We start from the raw sequence: 25071 nt of genomic DNA on the forward strand, positions 1-25071 counted from the left end.
AAATAGCGAATCATCAATTCGTCCGGCAAAGACATCGTTTTTCCAAACATTTCTCTGGGGCTTTCATAGACTCCGATGTAATTACCAAGACTTTTACTCATTTTATGAACGCCGTCAAGCCCCTCAAGTATTGGCGTTGTTAAAGCAACCTGCGGTAATTGCCCATAATCTTTTTGCAGCGTACGGCCCATGAGTAAATTAAACTTCTGGTCTGTCCCTCCTAGTTCGACGTCGCTTTGCAGCGCTACCGAGTCATAGCCCTGCATCAACGGGTAAAAGAATTCATGAATGCTGATCGGCCGTTCCTCCTGATATCTCTTGGCAAAATCATCTCTTTCCAGCATTCTGGCAACCGTACAATTGGAAGCTAACTTAATGACCTCTTCAAAACTGAGCTTTGAAAGCCAGGTGGCATTAAACTCAATCCTTGTTTTAGCGGGATCGAGAATTTTAAATATCTGTTCTTTATAGGTTTCCGCATTCCGAAGCACTTCTTCTTCGGTCAATGCCTTTCTAGTTTCGGATTTTCCCGTAGGATCACCTATCCTGCCCGTAAAATCTCCGATGATGATCACTGCCTGATGCCCCAGATCCTGAAACTGTCTCATTTTCTGCAAAGGAACGGTATGTCCCAAATGAATATCTGGAGCCGTCGGATCAAGTCCAAGCTTAACCGTCAGCGGTTTATTTGACAAAAGGGAATTCTTTATTTTTTCCTTCAATTCATCCTCAGGTACAATCTCAGCAGCACCTGTTCTCAATATCTCCATTTGTCTTTGTACTTCTTTGTCTAAATCGATCAATTCAAAACATTCCTTCCATTCTTGGATATACCTCAAGTATCTTTTCTTCCTTTAAAAATAAAATCAATTAATCAATTCATTGAATACCCCGCCACGATCTATAAAATTGGGGGCTGACACGGTACTATATAAAGCTCTTTGCGCTTGAGCATCTTTTATTATAAAGAAATATAAATTTTATATCAACCTCTTACCAAATTGATACTGTTTTTACAGCCTTCAAAATATGATATAATGTTTTGAGCTTATTAATCTATATACATATTAATAAGTCTTTATCTAGGAGGCAAAAAATGGCTAATAACAATGATTATCATAACCGTAATGCAGATCAGAAAAACAGGCGGGTTCACCCTGTCAAAAAGAAAAAAAAGTTTTTTAATACACCCTACTTCAGAATTCCTCTTCTTATCATCATTCTACTTATTGTGATTTTAGGTATTTACTTAATTGTTGCTGTTGCAAAAACCCCCAAATTAGACGTTGAGCTGCTGACAGGTCAGAAACAATCCTCTGTGGTCTATGACAATGAACAGAATTCGATTGCCCAGCTTCACTCCTCCGAAAACAGACTGCTGGTCGACTATGAAGACATTCCGGACACTGTGAAAGAAACGTTTATCGCGGTGGAAGATAAACGGTTTTATAAACATTTTGGGGCAGACCCGATCCGGATTATCAAATCGGCTTTTAATAATTTGAAAGCCGGCGAAGTCGTCGAAGGCGGCAGCACCATCACGATTCAGCTCGCAAAAAACGCTTTTATAGAAGATCCGACGGCGCAGAAGCTTTCGCGCAAGATCCAGGAAGCCGTTCTAGCTCTTCAGATTGAGCATGTCTACACCAAGAACGAAATTCTGACCTTTTACTTGAATCGGATTTACTTAGGGGAATCGTCTTTTGGAATCCGGACCGCTTCTTTGACTTATTTTAACAAAGAACTTAAGGATCTGAATCCGGCTGAAATCGCCATGCTGGCCGGCCTCCCTCAAGCTCCAAGCGGTTATGACCCATACTTTTATCCGGAAAAAGCCAAAGCAAGACGAACGATCGTCCTGGGTGTGATGAGAGACAATGGCATTATTACACAGGCTGATTATGACAAGTATGTCGATACACCTTTCACGTTTGTTGACCAGGTTAAATCCAAACAAAAGAATGTCCAAATGCCCGAAATTGCAACGCGCAACAAACAACACCCTTATTTTGTTGACTATGTAATTTCGGAGCTTCAGGCTAAATATGGCTTTACACCTGAACAGATCTATAGCGGTGGTTTAAAGATTTATACGACTGTAAATTCAAAAATCCAGACCAAAGCCGAGGAAGCTTTTGCAGACTCCAAGAATTTCCCTGCTAACAGTAAGGACGGGACTTCCGTTCAAGGTGCGATGACTGTACTGGAGCCCGATAGCGGGGCGATTGCAGCCATGGTAGGTGGCCGGGAATACACTCCGATGGGTTTGAACCGCGCTTACCAGTCCAAAAGACAGCCTGGATCGACTGCCAAGCCACTGGTTGTCTATGCGCCGGCACTTGAACACGGCGGTTATTATCCCGGAACAGTATTCGATGATATGCCCGTTAAATTTAATAACGGTGACGGCACTGTCTGGGCCCCGACGGATTATGACACCATTACTTCCGGCTGGCGGGGTTTGATCACGATGCGCGAAGCTGTTGAGGACTCTGTAAACGTTTACGCCGTAAAACTCTTAAGCTCTCTCGGGGTTGAAAATGGCTGGCAGTTCGCCAAGAATAATCTGGGGCTTTCCCTAACCAACAATGACAAAGTATTAAGTATGGCCCTCGGGACATTTGATATTTCCACCCTGCAGATGGCTTCAGCTTACGGAACATTTGCCAATAACGGTGTCAAAGCTGAACCTTACAGTGTTATTAAAGTTTTAGGCCCCGATGGTAAAACACTGGTCGAAAACACGCCTTCCGAGAAAAGAGTGATGAAAGAAACCACTGCCTATTTGATGAATGATCTCCTAAGGAGCGTTGTAACCTACGGAACAGGCACAAAGGCCCGGATTGGCAATTGGTATATCTGCGGTAAGACGGGTACAACATCCCTGGATCCTGCTAAATTTGGCAATAGGTCCGGTAATCCCGATGCCTGGTTTGCCGGCTATAGCCCAAAATACGCGGGGGTTGTCTGGATGGGGTATGATCAGACAGATACAAGCCATTACCTGTATAAGGTATATGGCGGCAGCTACCCGGCCAGCATCTGGAAACAGGTCATGACGGTTGCCCACGAAGGACTGGCAGTTCAGTCGAGTATCAGCCGTCCCGAAGGGCTTACGACCGTAAAATTCGATTCCAAATCAGGTCTTCTGCCAAGCAGTCTGACTCCTTCGGAATTTGTTAAATCAGAAATATGTGCGGCAGACAGTGTTCCGACAAAAGTCAGTGATGTTTGGGTCCAAGTGATGGTCGATGCTAATAACCCCAACCTTTTAGCCCCCGTAGGCAGCATGAATGCCGTATCGAGGATTTGCCTGAACGTTCTGGACCGGCCTAAAGATGTGACCTGGCCGTCGGACGAAGCCCCCTATAAGGCTCCGGACAAATACGTGAATGAAAGTGGCAGCTCTACCAGCGGTGAGACTCCACCGGTAGGAGATTCAAGTATTCCTCAATTGTCTTTGTCTTCTCCGTATTATGACGGATCGAGCACTGTTGTTCAGCTTCCGGTTTCCAACTATAACACTAAAAAATATACTGTTAAGCTGTATATCAAGAAACCGGGACAATCCTATCTTGAAACGTATGTGCCGGAAGACGGAAACAAGAGGACGATTCAATACCGTTTAAATCTTTTCGGTGCCGGAGCAGTCTCCGGAACCTACACCTTCTGGGGTGTTCTGATGGACAATGACTCTTTTACAGAGGGTCCTCCGTCAAATCCCGTGACGTTGGAAATCAGTAATTAATAATCCTTTCAAAAAAACACTGCCGATGGTTTAGATAACCTCGGCAGTGTTTTTTTGTGGCTAGTATACCGTTCTCAACTTATTTAATTCTCAACTTGTTTAAAGATCAATGTACTAGTTTGGGTTACTTTAATTCAACGATCGTGACCCCGGAATCGCCTTCGCCAAACTCACCTAAACGGTAAGCGGCAACATGGGGATGTCTCTTCAGAAACTGATGAATGCCTGCCCGCAGGGCGCCTGTCCCTTTGCCATGAATCACACTGACCTGATTGATTCCTGTAATCACAGCATCATCCAGATACTTATCCAGCATCAGGATGCCTTCCTCGACCAGTTTTCCCCGGAGGTCAATTTCACTTCTGAGATTTACCGCTTTGCTCAGCCCGAAAGTACCTTGAATGGTTTTTGCAAAGTGTTCCGGTTTTCTTGTCTCATCGACCAGTCTTATTTCTGACAGAGGAACGCTGACTTTCAAGATACCCGTCTGGACCAACACTTCATTGTTGTTATCAGGTTTTTGTAAGACCTGGCCTTTTTGTCTAAGATTGGGCATATAGACCGTTTGCCCGGGTTCTACTTGCCCGGGCTTCGGTCCGGATTTGTTTTTTCCGGTATACTCGGTTTCATACACCTTTTCAGAGAGTTTTTTCAGCCCCTGGCGTGTTTTCTCCAGAGCCGCTTCCTGTTCACGTCGTTCTTTCTTTTGGGCTTCCTTGATTTCTTTGATGATACCTTCGGCTTCGAGTCTGGCCTGACGGACAACGTCGACAGCCTCTTCTTTGGCTTTGCGCATAATATCTTCGTATTTTTCTTCCAGTTCCAGATTCTTTTTCTTAAGCTCCGCGGCTTTATGTTCAGCCTTCTTCTGCTCTTCTTCCACGCTCCGTTTTTTAAGTTCAATCTCTCTTTGCGTATCCTCGAGGTTCTCCAGGAGATCGCTCTCCTTCGTATCCCGTTCAGAGATAAAGGAGCGGGCTTTTTCCAAAATACTACTGCCAAGTCCGAGCCGCTGGGCAATCGCTAAAGCATTGCTGCGTCCGGGAATACCGGTCAGCAGGCGGTAGGTGGGCTTAAGCGTTTCCGGATTAAACTCAACTGAAGCATTTTCAACCCCTGGTGTATTGTAGGCAAAGGTCTTTAACGCGCCGTAGTGCGTCGTAGCCACCCCGCAGCTCCCGCGCTCCAATAATTCCGCAAGAATCGCCATGGCCAGGGCTGCCCCTTCTCCCGGATCCGTCCCGGCTCCAAGCTCATCCAGCAGAACCAGGGAACGGCTGTCGGCTTCCCGGGTAATATCAACAATATTGGTCATATGGGCGGAGAACGTACTCAAAGACTGTTCAACACTCTGCTCGTCACCGATATCGACAAAAATCCGGGTAAAGATCCCGAGCCGGGAATCACTTTCAGCCGGAATATGCAGCCCGGACTGCATCATTACCGCCATAAGGCCGATCGTCTTCAGCGTCACAGTCTTACCACCCGTGTTCGGGCCGGTAATGATCAGAAATTGATCATCCATCCCAAGTCCGACGGATATCGGTACAACAGGCCCGGTGAGCAGAGGATGTCTCGCGCCGATCAGCTTGACCTCCTGTTTATTCATTACGAGCGGTGACCCGGCTTCCATATCTTCACTTAGACGGGCTTTCGCCAGAATAAAATCCAACTTAATCAAGGCTTCATTCAACAGCAGGATTTCCGGAATCCTGGCAGTAACTTTTGCTGTGAGCTGCTGAAGAATCTTTTGAACTTCCCTGTTCTCTTTCAGGGTGATCTCCCTCAGTTCATTGCCGAGCTGGACCACTGCCATCGGTTCGATAAAAAGGGTCGCTCCGCTGGCTGACTGATCATGGACAATTCCGGGAAAAGCTGAACTGTATTCCATTTTAATCGGAACCACATAGCGGTCCCCTCTGCTTGTAATGACATTGTCCTGAAGCATCTTTTGATAGCTCGGATTTCTTAGAATGCCGTCAAGGCTTTCCTTGATCCGTTGCTGACTTATCCCTTTCGCTTTCCGCAGTCTGGCCAGCTCTTCGGAAGCCCGGTCATTGATATCCCCGTCCTCGGAGATACTGCGGGAGATATCATCTTCTATCTCTTTCTGCGGTACAATCCCATCGACCGTTTCTCTGAGCGTATATAATTCGCTGTACTGGTCTTTTCCAGACTGACCGCCGTCTATCAGCGTATTCTTTAGGCGGCGGGCAGTTTTCAACGTATCTCTGATTTCCAGCAATTCTTCCGGATTTAAGGTTCCGCCCCGGTCGCATCTTTCCAGATAAGGACGGATTTCCCGCGCTCCTCTGACTGAAAACAAAGGGTTAATCCTAAGGAGAATTTTCCCTTCGTCCGTTTCGCGGAGCAGCGCTCTAACGGTACGCAGCTCAGACTCCGGAACAAGGGCTTCCGCTAATTCTTTCGCCCCGGGAAGCATGCAATGATTCCTAAGCCGTTCTCTGACTGCGCTAAAATCCAGTTTTGCCAGGACTTTATCTGAAGCTATCAATTTACGTTAGCACCCCTCTGTAAAAATGTCCTCTGGTAAAGCCATCGGGATAAAGCCCCTCCAGGCTTTTCATCGCTTCTTCTGTTTCCTCTTTGCCTATGTTCTTGCCTCCAGCCGTTTCTTTCCAAAGCTGGTGAAAGACTGCAACGGCACGTTCAGCCTGGGGCAGGGATGCCCGAAGCAGTTCCAGCCGGATATTTCTGATGCCCATATCGGCTATTTTAGACAGTTCGGTTACCAGATTCAAGGTTTTGGCATTGAAGACATGCATCCGGCACTCTTGATCCGTAGCCAGTGGGAAGTGATAGGCCATGCGGTCCTTCAGGTACAGGTCTCTGTTTTGACAGGCCTTTCCGCATTTGTTGGGGGCTCCGTCTTTTCCCTCCCCCAGCACAGCGCCGGGAAGACAGAATTCACTGACCATCATTTCCATATCGCCAAACACCAGCAACTCAATACCTTCGGATTTGCCCAGAACGGCAAGCTGTTCCTGACTTAATTCCATGGAAAGGGCTGCCTGCCTTGCGCCTGCCCTGTGAACCCATTCCAGCGCCGCTTCGTTAAAACAATGCACAAAATAATCCGTCTCCCAAGTCCACTCGGGATCAACGGTCTTCACCATTTCGATTTCCGCCAGATTCCCGGCCATGATCACCGGCCTTGCCGGCCAGCCTGCCACCTCTGTCAGATCCTTCAGCACCTGCTCACACTGGATCTGATTCAAGATTCGCGGCAATCTCCATAGTAGCGTTCTTCCCCGGCTTTGACACGTATCGAGCGCCTTCTGCAGCTCTGCCAGGGTAAGGGACGGTCTGGACCGCCAGTGTTCTCCGCCCAGGATGATTCTGTCCGCACCGGACTTCAGCAAGGGCGCAATCATGGAAGAATCCGTCACCGCGGCACTGAGCAAATGCTTGCCTGTTCCGGTTTTTCCCGATACTGTCCGGCCGGTTTTGAGCTGCTGATTCCAAGCGTGGGTCCGCTCCTGATACGCATTCAAGGTCAGTGCCGGCTTGCTGTGAGACGGTTCCAAAAGCTTCTCCACCGCAGCGCGCCGCAATTCATTCAACGCACTAACCGGTATCATCAGATCCCCTTCCAGTGCTGTCGTTAATTCTCCCAGATAAAATGGGGTATTCCCCAGACGCCCCAGCTGTTTTACCAGAACCTCCTGTGTCAGTGGCCGATTCTGTGCTTCCTGAGCCTCACACTGCGATTCCAGCGCAACGTGCTGCTGGTCGTCCCAGACGGTCAGGCGCAGTTTTTGACCAGCTTTTCCGGAAAGCTGCATTTTTAACGGCCGCTTGCGCATTTCCTTGCCTTCCTGGAAACTAAGCCGGGCCTGGGCAATCAACTGCTCATCGTGGGTTTTGAATACCCGGTCCCCAATATTCGCAGCGCCTTCAAATTCTATGGTGACCGTATCTCCGGGTGCAGCACTGTTAACCGTTTTGCCGCCAGGTACCCCTATTCTTCCGACGCTGATCCCTTCGCGGCCTCTTTTTGTCCAGATCTCCAGGCCGTCTCCGAGTCCCAGCTCGCGGTCCAGCTTCAGTGTCAGACGGTTGTTTTTTAGATCCGTAATTCGGCCCAGCATGGTGCCACGATTGTTTGGGCGGCTGAAACTCATCATCTCCGCTCCCTGGTAACCCTGAAAGTATCCGGTTGTAAAATCCCGGTTAAAAATCTGAGTCAGCTCATATAGATCCCGGGCTGTGATTTCCTGCCCCTTTTGTTCCTGTAAAAAGTCCAGGGCTTTACGGTAGACCCGGATGACCGTTGCCACATATTCGGGCCTTTTCATCCTGCCTTCTATCTTCAGTGAGCGCACACCGATCCGCTGCAGCTCCCCGAGATTGTCCAACAATTTCAGATCACGCGGGCTTAGAAGGTGCTCCCCGGTCTTCCTTCCTTCCAGCAGATCCCTGCCTTTGCCGTCGACCAGACTGTAGGCCATCCTGCAAGGCTGCGCACATCTTCCACGGTTACCGCTCCGTCCCCCGATATAGCTCGACATCAGACACTGTCCGGAATAACTGATGCATAGTGCGCCATGTCCAAAAACCTCGACATCCAACTCCGTCGCCTGAACAATTTTTTCTATTTCCGGCGCCGAAGTCTCCCTGGCTAGAACAACCCTGGAAAAACCCATTTTTTCAAGTTGCTTCAGCCCGTAAATATTATTCTGGGTCATCTGCGTGCTGGCATGAAGTTTCATTTCCGGCAGAACTTTCCGGATAAAATTCGCAACCCCGATGTCCTGAACAATCAATGCGTCTGCGCCAAGTGAATAAAGCTGATAGACATAGTCCGACAGCTCTGAGAATTCACTGTCAGCCACAAGAATATTTAATGTCACATAGACCTTAACGCCGCGTTCGTGCGCGTACGTCACCGCCTTAGACAATTCCTCCGAATCAAAATTTGAGGCCGAAGCTCTGGCATTAAACATTTTGCCTCCGAGATAGACGGCATCGGCTCCGTTTTCCACCGCAGCCTTCAATGCCTCGTAACTCCCGGCCGGTGCAAGAAGTTCCATCTTTTTATTTGTATGCTGCCGCGGACTGCTGCCAAAATCTGAATGCATGATCGCGTTCTCCGTTCCTGTTTCGTCTTTTCTACTTTTCTTCTAATCATACCACACTATCATTTTGCGGCAAATTTTTTAGATTTTCTCCGAATTGTCAAATTTGGTTTAGTCAATACATCCCCTTTCAACGAAAGAAGGAAGTTTAATCTTCATTACATTTCTCAGACAAACATTGATTACACAGAGCGTTAATAGTAATATAGAAATAGGGATTGGAGGCTGATTTGTATTGAATAAGGTTAAAATATATTTGGATACCTCAGTAATCAGCCATTTAGACGCTGAGGATACGCCTGAAAAAATGCAGGATACCCATCTTTTTTGGCAAGAATTAAAAAAGGGTTTTTATAAAGCCGCTATCTCAGACCTGACTTTAGCGGAGTTGGCCAAATGTCCTGAGCCGAAGCGAACACAGCTTTATGAATATTTAGGACAAATTGATTATGAAGAAGTTGAGGAATCTCAGGACTCAATTATTCTGACGGAAGAATACTTAAGTATATCGTTAGCTGGAATTTCAAACACTTTGTAAATATCAAGACCATCAATAAAGTGCAGGCTGTAAATAAGCTGCAGGATTTTAATGAAATCAATATATTGCCACCATCTATGATGTTGGGAGGAGATGAATTATGATGAGTGAAAAGTTTACAATTGACGACATTCACCGAATTAGATACGAGAACTTCGAGAATACAAAAAATTTTACACCCCAGGAACTGATTGAAAAAAACCAAACACGATGCCTTAGAAAGCAAAATGCGAATTATAGAACTAAGAAAAAAGGCAGTAAGAGTAAGTGACAGCTAAGAAAAACCAGAAAATTACAGGTCTTATTAGAACATAAAGGATAAATTCGCAGTATCCAGTACGACGAACCATTTGCGGATTTTGCTCTTGATCACTCAAAATGGAGACATCTCCCAAACGAACATCTGCATAGATGCCAAGTGTTGGAAATACGTTATGCGCCGTTGGCAGAGGAATAATTGAATAACTCATATAGAAAAAAATGGCATTATTCCGCAAATAATAATATGTTTGGGGAAATCATATAAAAACTGCTATGCGCTATTTTGGCAAGGAACACTTCAAATAATGTCGCGTGTTAGGCGACGTGTGGCGCTTCAAATTCAGCGGTTGCCATGGATGGCAACCTTAAAAATTCTCCTTGACTTATCTTTCAAAAACGATAAGCTATTCATTAGGAGGCGATAGTGTTGGATGATAAGGTAATGGATCTTCTCGGAAAGATCCTTGAAAACCAAACCGTGACTAGTTCCCAACTTAAACAATTAACCTCTCGCGTCCAAAAAATAGAAACAAAAGTTGAACATGATTTGGGTCATAAAATCAAAGCACTATTTGATGCTCGCGAAGTACAAAATGAGAAAAATGATACTATTATTAATACCCTCGAAAGAATCGAAACTAAAATCGAAATCCTGCAAATGGAAACAACCCATGTACGAAAAATAAAATAGAAAGTTTTAAGGAGTTATTCAAGACTCCTTTTTATTTTACCCTTTGATGAAGGGCCCTATTGCATTTATCTATTCCAAGTTTTGGGGGCTCTGTGTTATGTAAAGTTGGACGGCCCGAGATTCAGAGCTGACCACAGATGGGAGGCCCTTGGATCTCCAATATAGCTAATTCAGACTACCTACTCGTCCTTTTATTTCTTATTTCCATAAAATTTGAAGGGCAAGATAGCGGTTTAAATCCGAAATTGCCATATAACTCATGAGCATCCTTCGTAATCAATAACCATTGATAAACATCTCTCAATTCATTATGTGAAAGTATATGTTCAATAATCTTTTTACCTATACCTCGTTTTCTATTATTCTCGTTTACATATACATCCATGATGTATGCGAATCTTGTCTTGTCTGAAACAACTCTTGCATACCCAATCTGGTTGTGAGCACTATCAAAGGCTCCCACGACTAATGCAGAATTAGATGCTCCTTTCTTAACTTCATCCATTTTAATTCCCGGACTCCAATAAGATTTTGCTAGCAACTGTGTTACTGTTGGGAAATCCATCATTTCCATTCCATCTCGAATCTCAAACTCTTCCAAATCTATCCCTCCAAAAATATTCTACATAAGAATAAGAACATTTATCATCTTCCAAGTGGCAGGAGCTGCCTGTTAGACGACGTTCCGGTTCCCCAATGCATCCACTAGAGCAGACCTTAAATTAGGAAACTTAAACTCAAAACCAACATCACTAATTTTTTGGGGAATAGCCCTTTGACCATGTAATAACATTTCAGACATTTGGCCTAATGCGATTTTCAATAAAAATTCAGGAACAGGAAACCATGATGGTCTTTTTAGGACTTCACCTAAAATCTTTGTAAAGCCTTCCATTCTTACTGGTTCTGGTGCTGTTCCATTTACAGGACCAGTAACCTCATCATGCTCGATTATATATCTAATCATTCTGATTAGATCTTGAATGTGAATCCATGGAAGCCACTGATTTCCTTTACCTAAGGGACCACCAACGTAAAATTTAAAAGGTATAACCATTGCTGTAAGAGCACCTTGACTACCTAATACTATCCCCGTACGAATAGTAACGACTCGTGTTAATTCATTTTGGACCTTGTATGCTTCAGCTTCCCATTTTCGGCAAACCCCTGCAAGAAAATCCTGTCCAGGGCCTTCATTCTCGGTTATCTTATCATCCTGACGAGATCCATAGTACCCTACGGCGGAAGCGCTTATTAGAACTTTTGGATTTATAATCCCGTCATTTATAGCGTTAACAATAAAACGAGTTGTATTTATCCTACTATTCAATATCTCTTGCTTAACTGATTCAGTCCATCGATGGTTACCGATTGACTCCCCTGCAAAATTAATTACTACATCAAACTCCTTAAAATCATAAGCAGAAGATAGAGAAGAACTATTATCCCACTCTATTAGCTTAACATCACCTTCAACCTTGTTTGCTGTGATTTTCTGATTTCTCGTTATAACAGCTACCTGATAACCATTAGAGATTAACTCCTTGGTTAAGTTCCTTCCTAGAAAACCTGTTCCACCAAAAATTAAAACATTCATATTCTATACCTCCGGAATGTCGTCATCACGGTAGACGCGCCGGTTACCCGGCGCACCCCGCACAGTTCCCGGCGTGCGGAACTACCGCACCGGGCTTTCCCTGCACCATTCTGTGTCAGATCATTAGCGTTACTTTATGAATCTCCTTGTCAGACTAGGGGGTTCTTTCAAAATCATTTATTCGTCCTTTTCCAATCCGCACATGGATGCGCGATCTCAGCATGGTCTTTCGCACTAACATCCTGGGGATTACCTCAACACCCCAACCACATTCATATTGGCAAAGTTGCGGTAAAGCCCTGTTAAACGACGTATCGTGCCCCGTGACTCAGACAGTGCCACGGACGGCGCTACCTTAAGCAACTACCGCCTTTCACTCAATAAATGAAGTTTTACAAACTAAACAAATATGTTTATGTACACAGACAAAATTGCCACATTCTTTGCAACTCCATCTAATCTCCTCATGCTGTAAAAATGAATCCAGATTATTTTGCTTAATGTGCTCAAGATTTTCAATCATGCTCATGTGATACTTACTTCGATACCGCTTATCCAACTGTTTTAGTCTTATGCAAGGGAATTTGTCGCATTCAAAGCAAAACCCGGATTTATTACTTTGAATTACAGAACAATTTTTGATTATGCAACTGGTGCTATTTTTTGTTTTATACCTTATATCGTCCTCGTTTCGGCATCCCTTGCAATGATTTTTTTCCCTTTGATTTGCCATACAAAGTCTGCAATTCATCCCGCAAGGAGCAATCAACTCTTCTCTCATTTTGTTCATCTTATACAGTACCTCATCGCGTGATTTTACTGACGTACGAGATCTGATTACCACAAAGAAATACTTTAAGTCCATTTCATCCGCGCCAGGACGGCGCGGCCTTTGCACGATATGTCGTCGTAGAATGTTCCGCGTATTCCCGAAGTCTGGTTATTACATTCATATTCTCTAGAACAGCTTTCAAATGTCATTTGTTTCTATTGATATCCCCCTTGTGGTTCTGGTAACTTTTTATATTCTTCTTTACTTTCTATTGTAGAAACAATCATATTAATTAGGTCTCGCAGATTCTTGGCTTCAGATCCTTCCGATAAGTTACTATCTACCCAATTAATTTGATGCTCTTTCCGGTTATACGTTATAAATAACTCATAGGTTTGACATGGAGTAACCCATCGCTTAATGGTCGAATCGTTATCTGGTTTAAAATCTTCAGGGTAGTTATTAATACTAATCTTACGCATTTCGTTATAAATCATTGTTAATTCATCGTTTGATAACTCTAAAGGTATGGTTGATGTTCCTGATAACACTAGGTCCTTTGTAAAGGTACCATTTTTTGTATTAAGCTCATTTTTAGCTCCGATTCCATACTTTAGAACAAAAGCAAAATCTTGAGGTTTTTCGGTTGGCATATGATTTGAGCTACAACCACTGAGTAACATAATAAGAATCAATGCAAATGTTATCCTAAAATTATTCTTTAGCAACTTTCCTTCTCCCCATAAATAATTGACTAAGCATATAACGTTCAGCCATTCCCGATGTGTCTTATTTCATTCATGTATTCTAAGTTTCGGGAAAGGCGTGTTAAGTATGGGTGGCCCGTTTCTCCTCTTATTGTATATTATATGTTCCTAGTCGAATTATGTAATAGATTGCTAGCCGTTCTTTTTCAATAAAGGCAGTTAATTTAAGAGCCAATCATGCTTTCCTATTACTTCTCTTAGAATCTATTATGTGATATAACGTTAATATTGGGTGCTTAAACAGCATCCTTGGCCCAGAATACCTCATAACTTTCTTTATTTCTACTCTCATTTCTAGTTTATAACAATGTATTTTACATCTTGCACAGACTGGTTTGTTCTCACCAAACATGCATTGTTCTATTTTCTTGCTTGAATATTTATATAATCTCTCACAGTCTTCACACCTTCTATTTTGGGGGGTATGGGTTTTCTTGCAATAAATATTAATCATTTTCTCAACCGTTACCCGTTCTCTTCTTCGCCTTTTGCTATCTGTACTCATTTTTTCTGTCCTTATAATTAATTTTATTTTAAAAAACTGAATATATCAGCTACTAATTAAAATATTACAATGTAAGATTACTTGCAAGGCGACCTTTCGCTTAATGTTTCGTGAATTGCCGACGCATCCCGACTTCATGCCTCTTTACTAAGTGTTGGCATTTCGCTGTTATATGACGTACGGCAAATCTAAACATTCAAATCTATTCTATCCTTGACATTATCTTAAGCCATGTTTCTTTGGTTAAAAAACTCTCTTCAACTTGCTCTTCTAACTCTAAGAAGCGTTTATATGGAATGCTGAATGAAAGAATGTCTTTGTCGATATGATTTCGTGCGGAAGGATCCGTTAGTCCGATAATACACTTTGGATCCTCCTTCTCAGCTTGCTCTAGTGCATATAGTACAGACTGCTGACAGCCAGAACCAAAGTCTACTTTAACGTTGTCTTGAGTTGATTTATCGTAATTGGCGAACCACATCAGTGCTGAAAGTTGATCTGCATTGGCTAGAAATATAATAATTTCTGGTGTTTCATCTTCAGTCAATTCCGATAACGGTTTAAAAATTATATACTTTGCGGGTACAACTTCAGGTAACCCAGTTGCGAATTTCACTGCTAACTCCGGGTTCTTCTTATAAAATTCTCCTTCTCTACCACCAGGAACACCAGTTGATAAGAAATGTTCAATAAAACCTAATTGAAACCGATTGAAGCCAAGTCCAACTTTACCACCAGGACAATTCGTAGTCTTATCTTCAAATACCGCCACTCTTCCTTTAGCTGCAGCATTTAACATAGAAATGACACAACCCCGTTTCCCTTCTTGGAACTGCATTGCATCCTCGGGTTTAACATTTGAACGGAATACTGCAACTGGCTGAGTTTTTAACTTTATTGAATCAGCAATTTTACTTTTCATAATACCACTCCTAATTTCATTATACTCTGATTCTCAGCATGTCATATAACGTCTCGCGAAGTTCCGCAGCGTCATACCGCTTTAATATATTCAAAGTTGCGGAACTTCGCTGTTAGCGACGGACCATGCCCACAAATCCAAGTTTATGTTAAATTATTCCATTCTTCTTAAGACAATACCAAGTATTAATCACAAATGCGACACTTGTTACTAAAATTATTCCTAAAATTATTGGAGTAGTTATTGGAGTAGAACGCTTTTTAATCACGTATAGTATAATGCCATCATTTAACGCAATAACTAAGACACCTCTAATTATTAGCTCTGTCAAAATACTCATTAACTGAAGTTTCGCACCCCTCAAAACCCTTGTATCTCTAATTTAAAGGTATCCTAATGCCAGTGGTTCCTTCTGATTATTACCGATTAACTGGCATTTTTAAGGGCTATAAGCTGATTACTAAGAAAAGAATTCTCAAATAGTTCTTTCAAATGTTCATATTCACTGGAATTCCTAAATTCCAAAATGTCCACTAAACCAGACTTGGCGATGCTGGTGATCACCACTTGCAGCAAATCATCAAATAATTCCCAGAGCCGCTCCGCTACATTCTTCTCTATGAGTTCGTCCTTGATTTCCGCAAATAATCCTTCTAAGGATTCGTAGGCGTTTACTCGTCGAAAATAGGCTAGGAGTGTATAGAGGAGATAGCAGGTCGTGATATGGGCAATCTGCGCATCGAAATCCCTCGATTGACAAGTCCCGAGCTTCAAATGCTGCTTGGCTTCCTTAAAAAAGACTTCGATGGTCCAACGGATACTGTAAATCTCCAACATACTCAATAAACTAAGAGATATATCCGTCGAGAGGAACAGTCTAAATTTCTTTTGATAGGGAAACCGGCAAAAATACAGTTTGATTTGTCCGATTCCTTCATAATCAACAAGGACTTCGAAATAACGGATATTCCGTTTCCTACAGCGTTTTTCGTTTCCCTCACTTTTGAGGACCGATTTTAATTGGCTGGCATTAAGGGAAGTCTCTTTGTAGCGATACTTCCTCGTATCTTGCCGAACACCACAGACCAAATGCATCGATTTTTTGTCTAATCCTCGAATCGTTTGAATGAACTCGTAACTGCTGAACCAGCTGTCAACCAGGACATATTTAGCCTTAAACCCCTGTTTTACCGCCCGTTTTATCATATCCAGACCGTTCGAAATTTTGCTAACATGGCATTCTCTGATCCGTTTAGCCCCAGCAGATTTGGGGTCTCGTTGCTTTTTGAACCGTTCTTTACGGTGCCTTGCCTTTTTTAAGGGCTTTTCCACTTGTAAAGTGAAGTCTATAGGCGTGAGGCTTTTACCATCGAAGAAACCAAGGGTTAAATTTTTAAAGCCTAATTTGCTACCTTTCTTCCCTGCAACATGGTCAAACACCTGGGTCATTTGTTCAATTCTTCGACCTGTCTTAGCAAGAGTTGTATCATCTAGAATGAAAGCGGACTTTTCATCCACTTCGTTCGTAGGATTAACCAATCGTTGAAACTGTTTGGATATACCGATCAGCAATGCTCTCCAAGGCATTTTTTCATTGTTCTTCAGTCGATATATGGAATCTTTCTTCATAGTAGTAACCTTTTGGAAATCGCTTTTATATAACGCGTGGACACTTTTCAGTAACATTAGGGGCAACATCAACATTAGTGAGAGGATTTCCGCGGAACTGTAACCATCCTGTTTCAGAAAACCAACTTTGCGGCAAAGCGTTTTAAGCTTGAACGTCTTCATAACTTCACATATAATATTGTTAATCGAATAGCCGTGATTTTGGAGTACGTTTTCAATTTCTTTGACAGGTTTCCGCATGATAACACCTCATTTTTGGTTGATTTGGAGTAGCATCTTATTATACCAAAAACCTAGTGTTCATGCGGATTTTTATCGTTTTTTCGTCTTATTCTAAGCCGAATTTTCGGCTGTTTTATGGGTGCGAAACTTCAGTCATTAATATTAAAACCTCCTTTGATAATGCGTGCTTAGCTGGGCACTCCCCCCAAACTTAGAGGCCAACAGGATGCTGGCCCCTCGAATATCTTCAAAAAACAACCGTACATTTACTATTTACTTGAGTCATAACTCATAAGTTCCTTCTTTTCTTACCCTCTAGATTTTATTCTTATTTCATACCATGTTCGACATTTGGAATATATCTAGCGCCAGGTAAATTCTTAACTTGACTTACATAGCCCACGTTATCCCTAAAATAATAATTAGCAACGGAACAATTATAGCCAATCCAGATAAAATTACATTACCTAATGCCTTCCAAGCTGAGAATTTTTGTGCTTCAGCAATACATTTTAAAGATATAACAAACGTCCAAACTCCAATAATAACCTCAATTAGTCCAAATGAAATAAGGGCAATAGTAAGGCTCAAATTTGAATCTATAATAGGGGTAGTACTCGTAAATAATTCTTGACCGAATAGTATTATTTCCGGTATCCAGAGTATTAATGCCCACATCACAGGAACATTACTCCATGCAATTGCAGTTTTTATTTCCTCAAATGATCCTTTTCCTCCTACTGCCTTACCAGTCCATTTAATAAGCCAGCTTAAAATATAAAGTCCGATAATTCCGCCAATAGTTCCACCGATTAATGCTCCTAAAAAAATGCAAGGATATCCTAGCGTATCCCCTGCACCCCTAGTGGAGGCTTGATCTAAAGATTTGGCGAATCCTCCTATCATTGCTAATAAAATAACATATTTCTTTGAATTGCTATTTAGTATTTGTCTTATTACCTGTCTTGGTTTTATCCATATATGTAAGAACGGATTAAGAAGCCTTTCCGGTTCATTTTCTTCTCTCTTAAAACTTTGCTCAAATTCCAATTAACCTTCCCTCATTTCTATAAATTTACCATTGATAATATTTATTCTTCATTATATTTACAAATTCCTTCCCATTATTTTACTTAATTGGAGTTGGCTTTAGCGGAATTGGCCAAATGTCCTGAGCTGAAGCGGCCAAGCCCTCACCACCCGAAGCTCATCTGCATATGCTGTAATTAGAATAATAATGAAAGGGCGGGCGGGATGGATAACTCGACCGGCGAACGCACGCCGCTTATCATAGCGGCTGAGATAAATATGATAACCTGCCAAACCAAAAAAATATTGCTTGCCAGCGCCATTGAAATCGGCCGTCATTTGCAGGAAGCCAAGGATCTGGTCAAACACGGGGAATGGGGTAAGTGGCTGGCAGAGTCTGTGAGCTATTCCCAGAAAACTGCCGAAAGACTGATCAAGCTCTACAAAGAATACGGGCCTAAATTGCTTGCTTCCCAAGACATGGACGTGTCAGCTCAAATTCGCAACCGGTTGCGAATTTGACTTACCCCCAGGCCATCCTCCGCTGGCTTTACCGGAAGAATAGCGCCCTCCATGGCGCTATCTGCTGCGTTCCGCATTTATGCTCCGCTTACGCTGGAACTGTGGTACACAGACCCAGCTATGAAAGGTATTCAAGGAACTGACTTAAGGGATGGATCTGTTGGCTAAGATTGATTACGCCTTCTTGGCCAAAGCTTTGTCTAATATAGCATCAATGCGCTCCTGGGTACCGGGCTTGCATAATACTTGTAAAGGCTGTACCTGCATGAATTGATCATGATCATCGGCAGATGTCACAAACACGATGCTGCATGTTGACATGGAATCGGATTGCCGTATTTGTTTGGCGGTTTCGAGACCGGTCAGCTTTTCCATGCTATTATCAAGAAAAAGAAGGTCAAAAATCATCCCAAGCTTATTAAGTTCTTCAAGAAGCTCTTCACCACTGCCAAATTGGTAAATATCAAATGAAACCCCCTTTTCTTTTTCATATAAATGAATGAATGCCTCCAATAACTGGCGACACAACGGCCTGTCATCGCAAATGCCGATAGTAAGCAATACTCATCTCCTCCACGTATTCCTCCACAATCACATAAGTGGCTTTTGTTGAATAATTTTAGGACAAATAGTCCAATATGTCAATAGGACTTATCGTCCTAAGATATACTTGCCTTGGTGATGATGATAATGCGCTTAAAAATACGTGATGTTCGTGAAGATCATGATCTAACCCAACAACAAATTGCAGAATACCTGATGTGTGATCAATCTTTATACTCCAAATATGAGCGAGGGGAACGTGATGTTCCACTGAACATCATGATTAAACTTGCACAGTTTTATAAAACCAGCGTTGACTATCTGGTCGGGCTTACAGAAAATAAACAACCTTATCGCTGAGTTGATAAAGTTAAACAGGGTGATAAGATTTTAAGATTTGATTACAATCATTCTATTCCCAGCATCGGTTAACCATTTCATAACGTGGGTAGTTGATGAAAAACTATAGTTTAGAAAAAGTGCGAACAGCACTTTTTTTAATATATCAGAAAGTATAAATCTTTTCTGATATATAAGTAGCCTTTTCCAGCAAAGGGCTGCTTTGTTATTTTTAGAATAAATTTCCACATATTTTAATTTTTTAGAAGGATAGCAGTGAAATTTCACGAATATCAAATTAAAAAGTAACCGGGTTGATTCTTTCCTGATCGGACAGGTCTGCGGAAGCCCCGATCAGTAAAAAGCTGTTACCAAATTAAGTGTATTCTGACGAACCAGATCAGTTTATCGAAGGAAGACTTGATGAAAGAAGTTTATAAGCTGCTTGGATTTATTGGGGGGCTGAAATGGAAGAACTATTTCAAATATAGTAAGTATTTCCGAACCTAGTTCGGAAATACCACCAAAAAAGAGGTATATACGAACTTAGTTCGGAAATACCGTAGTTCTACGAAATATCCTGCACGGACGCGCCATCCATGGCGCGCAAGAGATTAATTAAAGAAGGAAGAAATGATATATTGAAAGGAAGAACTGATTTTGGAAAGCAAAATTGTCGTTGAAGTTGAATATACCGATAAAGATATTAGAGATGCATTATTTCAAGGTATTAATAAAATTAATCAATTTTGGGTGGTTACACTTTGTGTTTTTATTGCAATTGGTTGTGTGTTGATTTTGGAATTTAGGAATGAGTTTTCGAATTATTTCAATGGCATGATTACCTTATTCTTAATTGCTTATTTTGTATTCATTTTCTATTGCTATATTAATCCAATGAATAAGTATGTAGAATTATACAGAAGAAGAAAATATTGTACATATATTTTTTCAAATGAGAGTATTGAGTTGGTACGTCCTGAAATACAGAGTACTGGTAAATGGAGTATATTTAATAAAGCATTTGAACTAAAAAAATATTTTATTTTGGTTGATACAAATAGAGCTTTAACTATCATACCAAAAAGGGCTTTCAAAAATGAATCTGATATTGAAGGATTTCGAAATCTTATTAAAGAGAATATAACAAATGTTAAGATAATGTGTTAAAGCAAATATTTTACGGGTGCACCGTCCATGGTGCACTCTGAATCTGGGGGCAGGATACTTCGTAGAACAGCGTATTCCCGAAATCCGAGAGAATATGGATGTAGTAACCAGACTTCGGGAATACGCGAGACGTTATACGCCATTGCTAGGTCATTTTTTATATAAAGTCCTTGATATGGGATTACTGTTTTTTAACGAATAACTCTTGCAACTTTAGATAAAGGACCTTGACATGAAAAGCGAGTTACACTTTCAATTCGAGTATTTTCATGTACGTTATTAACAAATCTCCTATGACAATAAAAAGTAGTTCTTGTATCAAATCGTTCAGTTCTACACAAATACCCCGCAGGTGTACTTGCGATGACATACCCGCTTTCTCTTAAATAGTGAATATTCATAATCCTTTCGACTCTCATAGTCTCATGTTTTTCTTTATGATTTAATGTGGGGTTATTTCTTAACTCAATAAATATATCTGTGCATTGATCATCGTTATTTATATATAAGTAAGCTGCATAACAAAGTTTTATAAAAATATCTTCGGGAACAGTTTGGGTATATTTTGCATATTCAGACTTAATGGTCTCAAAGTCAATATTTAATTTATGCATTAGTTCAAATCTTAAACGATTTAATAAGATTTCATCTTCTTTTAATAGTACTCCTTCAGAACAAATTTTATAAGCATGATTGAATTCTTTTTCTGCCATTAGGATCCTTGAGAGAAGAAAACGAGCAGACATGTTTCTTGGGTTTAATTCTAAAGCTCTATTAAAGTAACCTTTAGCTACCGGGTTATTTACTAGGATCTCTTGAAGACGCCCAGCTTCTACTAAAATAGCTGAATCATTGGGTTGTTCTCGAGTTGCCTCTTCCATAAGCTTTTGAATCTCTTCCAGCAACTGTTCACTTTCTCCTGAGCCAGGAGTAAACTTTTTATACCAGTTAATAAGATGACTGATTAAACTATGGTAATGATAAGGACTAGTTTTGTAATAAGAACGCGAACTTTTTCTTATAGCACCTAACAGTATATCTTTCCCTTTATCCCTTAAATATGATGATTTTGTAAAATCAATCTCGTTTAAAGATTCTTTTAAATAAATGGTTCCCTGAGTATTTTTAAATATTTGTGAGGTAGGATTCATTTCAAGTGCACTATCTATAGTAGCTTTTGCATCATCAAATCTACCAATACCAGATAAAAACAATGCTTTTTGTTGAAGTAAAAATGAATCGCCCGGCAATTGTCCCGATAATAAATCGTAGCTTTGGACTCCAACATCATTACTCGAAAAAAAACTTGAAACAGTAGAGTGGTGATACAACTTTTTAACAAGTGACTTTTCTAGCGGATTAGAAGGAATTGCAGCTTTTACAATTGATTCTAGAAATTCATATTTTTCTACGTCATTTTTGCAAAAAAGTCTTACGATAACACTTGCGATTACTGAATGTCTTGCACTAATTAAATAATCATCCTTATCTTTGGTTTCCTCGTAACTAATAATACCTTCAGTAAACTTAAAAAGTATTTCCTGAACCTGAGATAAATCCACACCAATGATTCTTAATAGTAAAGATTGAGGTATTCTATACCTATATTGATTAACAATACAAATGTATTTATATGCTTGTTGTGCGAGGCTAGACTTTATTGAAAAATACTCATTTGCAATTATATCATCGAATTTCTTTCCAGTGGTTATTTCTCTTAAAGCAACTATTAGTTCCCTTTCAGAATAGGATTTAAATATGTTAATTTGTTCTAGTTCATCGATCCCAGTAAGAGTTCCAAGGCAATTATTTATTTTTAACTTGTTTAAAATAGCAGGTATTTCAAAGTCACTAAGCTTACCCATTGGATATTCTTTATGCTTAGCTAAAATTGATTCTTGAGAAAGTAAATTCCAATCTGATGACCTACTTGCACCAATAATAAGAATTCTAGCACCATTATTTTTAAAGAATGATAATAGTTTATTTGTTTTTCCGATCCTATCAGAAATGTTATCAATTAAAATTACTAAGGGTATATTTAATTCCTTGTGAAGGTCTAATAGTATTTTTGGATCTAAGTCAGAACGACTATTCGCAAATAGAACGGTTTCACCAACTTTATTAGACAATTCAATTGACAAACGCTTTAATAGTGTAGATTTTCCATCTCCTGATCTTCCGGTAATTATCCAAAGGCCTAGTTGTGGACTTTTATACCAAGAGTCAAAATCTGTAATTAAGCCTTCAAGAATGTCTCGAGGAGCGTCGAGATTATTTTTAATATGTTTCCATTGAGGTTCTGCACCATCATAAAATTGAGCAGTTCCATTGATAAAAGCTTTTTTTAATTCCCAAAGAGGAAATTCATAATCTTTTGAAAGATTGTACTTATTTTCTTCGGTTAATGTTGTTATGTTATTAAAAATTTCTATTGGGATTATATTCTTTGAATAAAACTCCTCCAGAGATTCTCTTTGTCCTTTTGTTTTTGCTATGAGATATTCAGCAAAGTCATCGGTACCTACCTTTAAAATAATTAAATCCTTTGCTTGCTAAATATCCTGCAAAAGAAGTCTTAATGTTAGGACTTACAAAAAAATACCTATTGGGTATAGTCGTAATATGGCAGTATTTTTCAATAGTTGCCCAAACTTCTTGGAAATTTGAGTCTTGCATACTATAACCTATAAAAATAATTGGGCGTTCCATTAAATCAATACTTAGTTTCTCAAATAATTTTAAATGCGCTTCTCGTGAACTTGCGTATTCTTCTAGTGAAAAAACGAGTGGAATATCTTTCCTAGTAATACAACCGTGCAATTTATGTAAAGTTATTTCCGTGTTTCTATCTTCTGTTCCTTTATCATAAGGGGCAACAACTGTGAGCAAGTTTTGAGCTTTTTCCTGCTCAGATAAGTACGCATTTTCTATAGCTTGTTCAATATTAGTTGTATAGATATTATACCATTTAAACTTAGTTAATTTTTTCAACCCTTCTGATGATTCAACATCACATAGTAAGTCGTATAAAAATGAGTGTAACTTAGCATTTCCAAAATTTTGTTGAATTGTACTACTCACTAATTGAAGGCTTTCACCATCGTATGATTCGTTAGGATAAAATTCTTTATATAATATTTCAGATAATCTATTACCAATTGGAACTGTCTCATCATTTTTAAGGAAAGATGAAGCACTGGCACCAGCCCCTAGAAATAAAACACATTTTCCTGAAAGTACTGATTCAATAAGGTATTCTTCTGGAGTTTTCATTAAAATATCCTCCCTATTTATATTAGAAATAATTATGATATATAATAAACAATATAGTAAAATTATACCATATATTTAAATTGCTTTGGTAATATCATCCGCAACAGCGTATAACACGGTATTACCGTAACTTTGTAAAGATGCATGTGGTTAGGACGCTACGGTAATACCGGGCACGTTATATGAAAGATGGCGCATTACCGCGACCTCGTGTCGCGAAATATTGGATTGTCAACAGTAAACTAGACAGATTTGTTAAGGTAAATGGTTTTATACTCCAGAGGACTAAGGTAGCCTAGTGTTGAATGAATTCGCTTTTCATTGAACCACTTAATATAAGACTTCAATTCATTCTCTAGGTGTTCCAGTGATACAAAGCGTCGGTTTTTCACAAACTCTGTCTTAACTAGTTTGAAGGTAGCCTCGGATACGGCGTTATCATAAGGACAGCCCTTCATACTCAAAGAACGCTGAATATTAAAGGTTGAAATTACTTCATCAATTAGCTGGTTTTTAAACTCGCTGCCACGGTCTGTATGAAACATCCTAATATTATGTAGATTGGACTTCACGCTAGCAAAAGCCCGATATACCAGGGCAGCGTCTTTCGCTTTGCCACAGCTCTGTCCAATTATCTCCCGATTAAATAAATCAACGAGAAGGCAGATATAATGCCATTTGGTTCCTACTCGAACATATGTCAGGTCGCTAACAACGGTCTCCAATGGCACCGCTTTTTCAAATTCCCGATTCAATTCATTCTTGATTTCAGCTTCGTTGCATTTGGTTTTGAATGGCTTATATTGAGCTACTGTGTATGTTGAAACTAAGCCATTTTTCTTCATCAATCGACCGATTCGGCGACGAGAGACTGTTAAATTCTTCTTTTGAAGCTCAATCTTAATCTTTCTGGTACCATAGACCCGTTGATTTGATTCAAAAATCTCGATAACGTGCTGCTCAACATCGTCTTCAACTTCCTGATAGGTTGATTTGTAGTAATAACTACTGCGATTCACTTGTAGGACTTTACACATTGCTGATACCGAGTATTTGTGGGCATTTTGCCTTATCACGTCTACTTTCGTCCCATGATCAGCGCGGCTTGCTTTAAAATATCATTTTCCATCAACAAGCGCTGGTTTTCTTTGCGAAGTTTTATGAGTTCTTTCTGTTCATCACTAAGATTATCTTTTTCACGAAATGAACCTGTTTTCTCATGTTGTTTCGTCCATCTGTCAAAGGTTGAACCACCTATATCATATTCCTTCAGAATTTCGGCTCTCGGTTTGCCGTTCAGATATAACTGAACCATTTGATTCTTGAATTCATCGGTAAAAGATCTTCGTTCTCTTTTGGTCATTGTCTTTTGCTCCTTTGATTATTACTTTTAATTTACAAGACCTTAAGAAAACTGTCCAGTTTAGTGTAGCCTATTCAT

Annotated in this window: 21 protein-coding genes (1 of these 21 cut by a window edge); 6 read left to right on the forward strand and 15 right to left on the reverse strand. The window is 40.6% G+C overall.

Translation table 11 applies throughout. The features are described from left to right. Window positions 1–839: the 5' portion of a tyrosine--tRNA ligase gene (gene tyrS, locus DHBDCA_RS09465; RefSeq protein WP_015043996.1), read on the reverse strand. Its footprint begins 433 nt before the window's first position; the window shows 839 of its 1272 coding nt (coding positions 1–839); it begins with the start codon at window positions 837–839; the stop codon falls past the left edge of the window. 257 nt (window positions 840–1096) lie between these two features. Between tyrS and DHBDCA_RS09470 the strand changes: the two genes are divergently transcribed. After that, window positions 1097–3748 carry a transglycosylase domain-containing protein gene (locus tag DHBDCA_RS09470; protein WP_015043997.1) on the forward strand — a complete coding sequence of 884 codons (2652 nt, stop codon included), beginning with the start codon at window positions 1097–1099 and terminating at the stop codon, window positions 3746–3748. A gap of 124 nt (window positions 3749–3872) precedes the next feature. On the opposite strand, the gene DHBDCA_RS09475 is transcribed toward DHBDCA_RS09470, so the two are convergent. Further along, window positions 3873–6263 carry an endonuclease MutS2 gene (locus tag DHBDCA_RS09475; protein ID WP_015043998.1) on the reverse strand — a complete coding sequence of 797 codons (2391 nt, stop codon included), beginning with the start codon at window positions 6261–6263 and terminating at the stop codon, window positions 3873–3875. A gap of 1 nt (window position 6264) precedes the next feature. Next, window positions 6265–8850, reverse strand: a complete 2586-nt coding sequence (locus DHBDCA_RS09480; protein ID WP_015043999.1) for a DUF3656 domain-containing U32 family peptidase — start codon at window positions 8848–8850, stop codon at window positions 6265–6267. A gap of 232 nt (window positions 8851–9082) precedes the next feature. Here DHBDCA_RS09480 and DHBDCA_RS09485 point away from each other — a divergent pair, with 232 nt between their 5' ends. Then, on the forward strand, window positions 9083–9385 hold the full coding sequence (locus DHBDCA_RS09485) for a hypothetical protein (protein ID WP_015044000.1): 303 nt from the start codon (window positions 9083–9085) through the stop codon (window positions 9383–9385). A gap of 685 nt (window positions 9386–10070) precedes the next feature. Beyond that, on the forward strand, window positions 10071–10337 hold the full coding sequence (locus DHBDCA_RS09490) for a hypothetical protein (protein WP_015044001.1): 267 nt from the start codon (window positions 10071–10073) through the stop codon (window positions 10335–10337). A gap of 175 nt (window positions 10338–10512) precedes the next feature. Here the strand turns inward: DHBDCA_RS09490 and DHBDCA_RS09495 are convergent, their stop codons facing one another. The 8 genes from DHBDCA_RS09495 to DHBDCA_RS09525 all read right to left on the reverse strand — a co-directional run bounded on the left by DHBDCA_RS09495 (window position 10513) and on the right by DHBDCA_RS09525 (window position 17801). Beyond that, on the reverse strand, window positions 10513–10938 hold the full coding sequence (locus tag DHBDCA_RS09495) for a GNAT family N-acetyltransferase (RefSeq protein WP_202951855.1): 426 nt from the start codon (window positions 10936–10938) through the stop codon (window positions 10513–10515). Window positions 10939–11010: 72 nt separating this feature from the next. Beyond that, a complete protein-coding gene (locus DHBDCA_RS09500; protein ID WP_015044002.1) occupies window positions 11011–11934 on the reverse strand; it encodes a TIGR01777 family oxidoreductase in 924 nt (307 codons plus the stop codon). 373 nt (window positions 11935–12307) lie between these two features. Next, on the reverse strand, window positions 12308–12799 hold the full coding sequence (locus tag DHBDCA_RS09505; protein WP_202951854.1) for a DUF3795 domain-containing protein: 492 nt from the start codon (window positions 12797–12799) through the stop codon (window positions 12308–12310). A 122-nt stretch (window positions 12800–12921) separates the two neighbouring features. Further along, window positions 12922–13434 carry a hypothetical protein gene (locus tag DHBDCA_RS09510; RefSeq protein ID WP_034377937.1) on the reverse strand — a complete coding sequence of 171 codons (513 nt, stop codon included), beginning with the start codon at window positions 13432–13434 and terminating at the stop codon, window positions 12922–12924. 214 nt (window positions 13435–13648) lie between these two features. Further along, complete coding sequence (locus DHBDCA_RS15010; protein ID WP_081580526.1) at window positions 13649–13978, reverse strand: nitrous oxide-stimulated promoter family protein; 330 nt, start codon at window positions 13976–13978, stop codon at window positions 13649–13651. A gap of 202 nt (window positions 13979–14180) precedes the next feature. Beyond that, complete coding sequence (locus tag DHBDCA_RS09515; RefSeq protein ID WP_015044003.1) at window positions 14181–14900, reverse strand: DUF169 domain-containing protein; 720 nt, start codon at window positions 14898–14900, stop codon at window positions 14181–14183. A gap of 426 nt (window positions 14901–15326) precedes the next feature. Beyond that, a complete protein-coding gene (locus DHBDCA_RS09520; RefSeq protein WP_015042633.1) occupies window positions 15327–16769 on the reverse strand; it encodes an IS4 family transposase in 1443 nt (480 codons plus the stop codon). Window positions 16770–17141: 372 nt separating this feature from the next. After that, window positions 17142–17801: a Yip1 family protein gene (locus tag DHBDCA_RS09525; protein WP_015044004.1), complete on the reverse strand. Its 660-nt coding sequence runs from the start codon at window positions 17799–17801 to the stop codon at window positions 17142–17144. Between the two features lie 204 nt (window positions 17802–18005). Here DHBDCA_RS09525 and DHBDCA_RS09530 point away from each other — a divergent pair, with 204 nt between their 5' ends. After that, a complete protein-coding gene (locus DHBDCA_RS09530; RefSeq protein ID WP_015044005.1) occupies window positions 18006–18302 on the forward strand; it encodes a DUF3102 domain-containing protein in 297 nt (98 codons plus the stop codon). Between the two features lie 174 nt (window positions 18303–18476). On the opposite strand, the gene DHBDCA_RS09535 is transcribed toward DHBDCA_RS09530, so the two are convergent. Next, on the reverse strand, window positions 18477–18863 hold the full coding sequence (locus tag DHBDCA_RS09535; RefSeq protein ID WP_015045345.1) for a LytR/AlgR family response regulator transcription factor: 387 nt from the start codon (window positions 18861–18863) through the stop codon (window positions 18477–18479). Between the two features lie 129 nt (window positions 18864–18992). On the opposite strand from DHBDCA_RS09535, the gene DHBDCA_RS09540 reads away from it, so the two are divergent. Both DHBDCA_RS09540 and DHBDCA_RS09545 read left to right on the forward strand, forming a co-directional pair. After that, a complete protein-coding gene (locus DHBDCA_RS09540) occupies window positions 18993–19205 on the forward strand; it encodes a helix-turn-helix domain-containing protein (protein ID WP_015044008.1) in 213 nt (70 codons plus the stop codon). A gap of 639 nt (window positions 19206–19844) precedes the next feature. Beyond that, the gene (locus DHBDCA_RS09545; RefSeq protein WP_015044009.1) at window positions 19845–20354 is read left to right on the forward strand and encodes a YcxB family protein; all 510 of its coding nucleotides are present in this window, start codon (window positions 19845–19847) and stop codon (window positions 20352–20354) included. A 191-nt stretch (window positions 20355–20545) separates the two neighbouring features. Here DHBDCA_RS09545 and DHBDCA_RS09550 read toward each other — a convergent pair whose 3' ends face one another. From DHBDCA_RS09550 to DHBDCA_RS09560, 3 genes are all read right to left on the reverse strand, one after another. Further along, window positions 20546–22498 carry a tetratricopeptide repeat protein gene (locus tag DHBDCA_RS09550; RefSeq protein ID WP_015044010.1) on the reverse strand — a complete coding sequence of 651 codons (1953 nt, stop codon included), beginning with the start codon at window positions 22496–22498 and terminating at the stop codon, window positions 20546–20548. Between the two features lie 370 nt (window positions 22499–22868). Further along, window positions 22869–23630, reverse strand: a complete 762-nt coding sequence (locus DHBDCA_RS09555; RefSeq protein WP_015044011.1) for an SIR2 family NAD-dependent protein deacylase — start codon at window positions 23628–23630, stop codon at window positions 22869–22871. Between the two features lie 242 nt (window positions 23631–23872). After that, window positions 23873–24993 (reverse strand): IS3 family transposase gene (locus DHBDCA_RS09560; RefSeq protein ID WP_144020267.1). Its coding sequence is split into 2 segments (ribosomal slippage): window positions 23873–24744 and window positions 24744–24993, totalling 1122 coding nucleotides; the frame shifts between segments, so codons are not numbered across the junction. Window positions 24994–25071: the final 78 nt, after the last annotated feature.

Source organism: Dehalobacter sp. DCA, assembly GCF_000305775.1.
Lineage (GTDB): Bacteria > Bacillota > Desulfitobacteriia > Desulfitobacteriales > Syntrophobotulaceae > Dehalobacter > Dehalobacter alkaniphilus.